The organism is Allobosea sp. 05T422_2, from assembly GCF_056396265.1.
Window position 1 is genome coordinate 1 of record NZ_JBFTLD010000364.1, and the last position, 5,565, is coordinate 5,565.

At 62.1% G+C, this 5,565-nt stretch carries 5 protein-coding genes and 2 pseudogenes; all 7 read left to right on the plus strand.

Annotated features, from left to right (window positions below; all coding sequences use genetic code 11):
• A pseudogene (locus AC1DJT_RS33900) lies at positions 1-278 on the plus strand (outer membrane protein); the annotation flags it as partial.
• Positions 279-391: 113 nt separating this feature from the next.
• Entirely contained in the window at positions 392-1,021 is a 630-nt protein-coding gene (locus tag AC1DJT_RS33905; protein ID WP_476835796.1) for a hypothetical protein, read from the plus strand.
• Between the two features lie 138 nt (positions 1,022-1,159).
• Positions 1,160-2,602 (plus strand): DUF1254 domain-containing protein, encoded by a 1,443-nt coding sequence (locus tag AC1DJT_RS33910; RefSeq protein WP_476835795.1) that lies wholly within the window; start codon positions 1,160-1,162, stop codon positions 2,600-2,602.
• A 197-nt stretch (positions 2,603-2,799) separates the two neighbouring features.
• Positions 2,800-4,422 (plus strand): DUF1254 domain-containing protein, encoded by a 1,623-nt coding sequence (locus AC1DJT_RS33915; RefSeq protein ID WP_476770440.1) that lies wholly within the window; start codon positions 2,800-2,802, stop codon positions 4,420-4,422.
• A 64-nt stretch (positions 4,423-4,486) separates the two neighbouring features.
• Positions 4,487-4,843: an HdeA/HdeB family chaperone gene (locus AC1DJT_RS33920; protein ID WP_441491246.1), complete on the plus strand. Its 357-nt coding sequence runs from the start codon at positions 4,487-4,489 to the stop codon at positions 4,841-4,843.
• A 107-nt stretch (positions 4,844-4,950) separates the two neighbouring features.
• Positions 4,951-5,172, plus strand: coding sequence for a hypothetical protein (locus AC1DJT_RS33925; protein ID WP_441506799.1), 222 nt, complete (start codon positions 4,951-4,953; stop codon positions 5,170-5,172).
• Positions 5,173-5,383: 211 nt separating this feature from the next.
• Positions 5,384-5,565, plus strand: a pseudogene (locus tag AC1DJT_RS33930) (hypothetical protein); the annotation flags it as partial.

The following is a 5,565-nucleotide window of genomic DNA, read 5'->3' on the forward strand; positions in this document are numbered from 1 at the left end:
ACCGCAGCGCGGTCAACGCGATGACGCTGCAGCCCTTCGTGAACTACAATTTCCACGGCGGCTGGTACCTGACCTCGTCCCCGATCATCACCGCCGACTGGGAGGCCGGCCATGGCGACCGCTGGACGGTGCCGATCGGCGGGGGCTTCGGACGGGTGTTCAAGATCGGCCATCAGCCGGTCAATGCGCAGCTCGCAGCCTATTACAACGTCGCAAAGCCCAGCGGAGCCGCCGATTGGCAACTCCGAGCCCAGCTCCAGTTCCTGTTCCCGAAATAGAGCCAGTAGACCGCACTAACGAATTCAAACGAAGGAAGTGCGCCATGCAAACCGCGCGAAATACAATCGCCCTATTCTTTCTTCATGCTGTCGCGGCTTCTGCCCTGACATTGATGTCCAACTCTGCATCAGCTCAGGCGACGCCGGCCGTTCCCCCGCATGTGCCGCTGCAGAAAGCGATCGGCACGCCCGCGAAGCCCGAACTCGTGCCGTCCTTATTTGTCCTGAGCGCGCGCGGCGCCACCTTGCAGGGCGGAAAGCTGGTGCTGAGCGGTCTGTCGCCGAACTCCATCGTCTTCGCCGACCGCCCGGTGAGGTCCGCTGGTCACGAACTCACGGCGCATGTCCTTGAGGAGTGGCTGCCGGGCAACCAGAGCCCCGACAGCTTCTACAAGGACCCGCCGAACGCGACCGTGTCAGCTTTCACAAGGGATGGCTCGGGTATTCGCGACGCGGTTGTGGTCCTGAAAACACCAAAACTCGAAGGCGACCAGGTCACATTCGACGTCGACGTGATGGAGGGAGACCTTGCCGGCGGCGACGGCCCTGCGTCGATCTTCATCGACCTGATCGGCCGGCCATTTACGCCGTTGTCCTTCGCCGGCGTGGCGCGACGCAGCGCATTTCGAGGAGCCTATTACAGGGGCGCGGTTGCCGCCGGCGCGCTGGGTGCCGCAGCGTATTACGCCCCGTATGCCTATCGACCGGCCTGCGGATATTATCCGTACCCGCCCTGCTACTGACCCTCGGCTGTCGAATTCGATGTCCGCTCCAAGGATCGGTCATCCCTCCATTGTCAATCATCGCCGAGGTCGCGTAGCGTTAACGTGCGACCTACGCGCGCTTGACCACACGTTGCGAACCAAAAGGAAGCTCCTCACATGCTGACGAAACGCGATCTGCTTGGCTCTGCTGCGATGGCCGCATTCGCCGCCGCCACAGTGAGGTCCAGCCCCGTCTTTGCGCAGTCCAAGCCCGAATGGCCCAATGTCTTCGAGGCCAAGGACATCGCCGAGGAAGGCTTCATCTACGGCCTGCCGCTGGTAATGAACTATGCGGTCATGCAAGAGTTCGCCGTTGACAAGAACTCCGGCCAGTTCAAGGCACCGTTCAACCAAATCGAAAACCAGCACCACGTCGCCACCCCGGCGGACACGGCCGTAATCACGCCGAACAGCGACACCCCTTACTCGTTCATCTGGCTGGATTTGCGCGCTGAGCCGATGGTCGTTTCGGTGCCGGCGATCGAAAGGGAGCGCTACTACTCGGTCCAGCTCATCGACGGCAACACCTATAATTACGGCTATATCGGCACGCGCGCCACGGGCACGGAGCCCGGCGACTATCTCGTGGTCGGTCCCGACTKGAAAGGCGAAAAGCCGGCCGGGATCAAACAKGTCTTCCGATCGACGACGCCGTTCACACTCGCACTGATCCGCACCCAGCTCTTCAACCCCGGCGACATGTCAAATGTCGAAAAGGTCCAGGCCGGCTACAAGGCGCGCCCGCTTTCGGCCTTCCTCAAGCAGCCCGCCCCGGCGGCTGCGCCGACCATCGCCTTCGTTCCCGCCACCACGGCCGGGATCAAGGACAACTTCTTCGAGTATCTCGACGCGGCCCTGCAATTCATCCCCGAGACGGCGCGCGACACGGCGGTTCGTGCAAAACTTGCGAAGATCGGCATCGGTCCCGGCAAGACCTTCGCGTTCAAGGATCTCTCGCTCGAACACAAGGCCGCAATCCTGATCGCCATGAAGCAGGGCGACGACAAGGTCGACAAATGGCTGGCCAGCGGAAACAAGAACATCAACGGCTGGAATGTCGGCGCGTTCTTCGGCGACGAGGCCTTCTTCAACGGCGATTGGCTGATGCGGGCCGGCGCCGCCAAGGGCGGCCTTCTCGGCAACGATGCCGTCGAAGCCATGTACCCCTATACCCGGACGGATGCTGCCGGCGAGGCGCTCGACGGCAGCAAGCACAAATACACCATCACCTTCGCACCTGGCCAGTTGCCGCCAGTGAACKCGTTCTGGTCCGTGACRATGTATGACGGCAAGAGCCAGTTCCTGGTGAAGAACCCAATCAATCGCTACCTCATCAACTCTCCGATGCTTTCGGCGATGAAGAAGGACGCGGACGGCTCGCTGACGCTGTACCTCCAGAAGGACAGCCMCGGCGCCGACAAGGAAGCCAATTGGCTTCCGGCGCCGGATGACAAGATTTATCTCGTGATGCGCCTCTATTGGCCAAAGCCGACGCCGCCCTCGATCCTGCCGGCGGGCGCAGGGACATGGCAGCCGCCGGGAATCAAGCGGGTATCATGACGTAGAACGCATGCGCCGCGCCCGGCGCGGCGCACTGCCATCCGTATCCCTACGACCGACCGCCACAGCGGCGGCCATCGGCATCCTCAACGGATGCCGGGATGAAAAAGACGCAACCGCAGTGAGCAATGCGGTTGTGTGACCTTCTGAACGGACGAACTGCATCTTCATCGTTCTGACAAAGACGGGTATACGTCATGAAACTCCGCCAGAGTAAGCTTCCCGCAATTGCAGGCATCTTGGCCGCAACGCTCGCCGCCGGTGCAGGGTCAGCTATCGCCCAGGCGCCGATACCGCCGTCGCTCAGCACGCCGGACAAGGCCGAAACGCGTCTCGGCCCGCTCGAATTCAAGGACGGCGTGCCAAGCAAGGCCACGGCGGAGAAGCTCTACGACAACCTCGACTTCACCTACGCTTATCGTGCCTTCATGGACAACCTGCGGGGCGTCAGCATTCACGCGCTGCGCAAGGGCATGCACGACATCGGCGTGAAGGACAACGAGGTGCTCGTCTTCTCGCAGCTGATGGACGCCAAGTCGCTGTTCCTGACGGCCAACGCCGACACGATCTATGTCATGGGCTCGCTCGATCTGACAAAGGGCCCCGTGGTGATCGAGACGCCGCCCAAGTTTCTCGGCGCGGTGCAGGACGCCTGGTTCCGCTGGGTCGTCGACCTCGGAGTCCCTGGCCCCGATCGCGGAGAGGGCGGCAAGTACCTGATCGTGCCGCCGGACTACAAGGGTGAACTGCCGGAGGGCGGCTTCTTCATCTCTCGCGCGCGCACAAACACCATCGTGTGGTTCGGCCGGTCGTTCCTGGAGAACCACGGCGATCCCAAGCCGGTGGTCGAAGGCATCCGGAAATCGACCAAGGTCTACGCCTACGAACCGGGCGGCGTCGGCACTCCGGTCGCCGAGTTCCTGGCGGGCAAGGCCAGGCTCGGTCGGGTCACGCCTCCGCCGCCGACCGTGTTCCACGAAGGCAGCGGCAAGGTGATGAACACCATTCCGCCGAACGACTGGACATTTTACGAAATGCTCAACGAGATCGTGCAGCGGGAGCCGGCCACCTCGCTCGATCCGGAATTGATGGGACCGGTCGCCGCCATCGGCATTGTCAAAGGCAAGCCTTTCGCTCCCGACGCGCGCATGAAGAAGATCATGAGCGACGCGCTCGCGCTCGCCAACGCGACCTCCCGCACCCTGCTCATGAGTGCGCGCGATCCAAGCTGGTTCTACTATCCAAACTCGTCATGGCAGAACTATCTGTTCGAGACCGGCTACGAGTTCGAGACTCCCATTCCGTTGATCACGCCCGAGGGCGTCAAGCCCTTCCCGCCGACCGGCTATCGGACGATGGATGCGCGCGCGAACTTCTTCTACGGCGTGACCGGCATCACGCCCGGCATGGCGATGCGCCTGCCCGGCATCGGCTCGACCTATCTTTGGTCCATGCTGGATGCGAACAAGCAAAACCTCGACGGAGCCAAGACTTATACGGTGACACTGCCCAAGGGTATCCCGGAGGCGAACTTCTGGTCGTTCACCGTTTACGACAACATGACGCGGTCGATGCTGGACACGCCGCAGCGCTTCCCGCGCGCTGGCAGCCAAAGCTACCCGTCGCCGGCCGCAGAACCGAACGCCGACGGCTCGACAACTGTCTACTTCAGCCCGGCTCAGCCGGCCGGGGTGAAGCGCGGCAACTGGATCCAGACCATGCCCGGCAAGGGCTGGTTCACGGTCCTGCGCCTCTACAGCCCGCTCGAGCCGTTCTTCGCCAAGACCTGGCAGCCGAGCGAGATCGAGCTGGTGAAGTAGTCATTGCACCGGGAAATCGGTGGCACCTGTCCGCACCCCACACACTTCGAAATAGGAGATCATCATGTCCAGAATTCTTGCCGCCATGGCGGTATCGGTCGTCTGCGCAGCCTCGTCTGCGGCGACGGCCCAGGTTCCGCTCACCAGCTATGTCGATGCCAACGGCTTCATCGATGTTCAGGCCCTGACCTGCGCACAGCTGGCCGGAACCTTTCAGGAGGACGCCGATGCGCTCTCGGCCTGGTATAGCGGCTGGTATAACGGCCTCGCCAAGAAGCATTTCCTTGACCTGAAGAAGGGCAAGGTCGTCGAGCACGAGGTCATCGTGTACTGCAAGGCCAATCCCGGCAAGAAGATCATCGAGGCGCTTGCCGTCGTGTTCAAGGATGAGCGCGCCAAGCTGGGAATCGAGATGAAATAGGCGCCTGTTGGCGGGCGATCGGATCAGCAACGGGCGGGCGCTTGAATGGAGCGTCCCCCCTTGATGACATTGGCACATCTCCAGGCCCTCAATCGACAGGGAACGACATGAACACGCCTATCCTGGCTGGGATCGCAATATCGATTGGACTGATCCTGGCAGGCTGCCAGTCGTCGCAATCGCGGCAGGCACAGCTTGCCGCAATCTGTGCCGATCCCGCCAATCGGCAGCCCAAGACCTTCTACTGGTCGGAATGCCAGACACTGTATCCGTCGTCGGACCAGGCATTGCAGAAGGATTATCTGCTCGGCTCCGCCGTCGGCAACTAGATCATTGGACCGGATATCGTATCCAGTCCGATGATCTAACCCTTTGTCTTTGCATCGGCTTTGCCCCGAAAACCGCAATCCACTTTTCGGGCCGATGCTTTAAGTCCCGAACTCCTCCCTTCGCCGGTCAGACCTCCGACGCGCGCGGCGAATGCCGCTGCGTGCCGGCGTCAACACGCCGCCTAAGTCGAACCTATCTCTGGAGAATGTCATGACATCGCGCGTCGTCGCTGCGCTTGCAGTCTCGCTCGGGCTGGCCCTGGCCGGGTGCCAGTCCACGCCCCAGGCCGTGCAGCAGAAGGAAGATCTGCTCTCGGCCGCCGGCTTCGTTCCACAGCCCGCAAACACCCCGCAGCGCCTTGCGGCCATGAAAAAGCTGCCCCCCAACAAGTT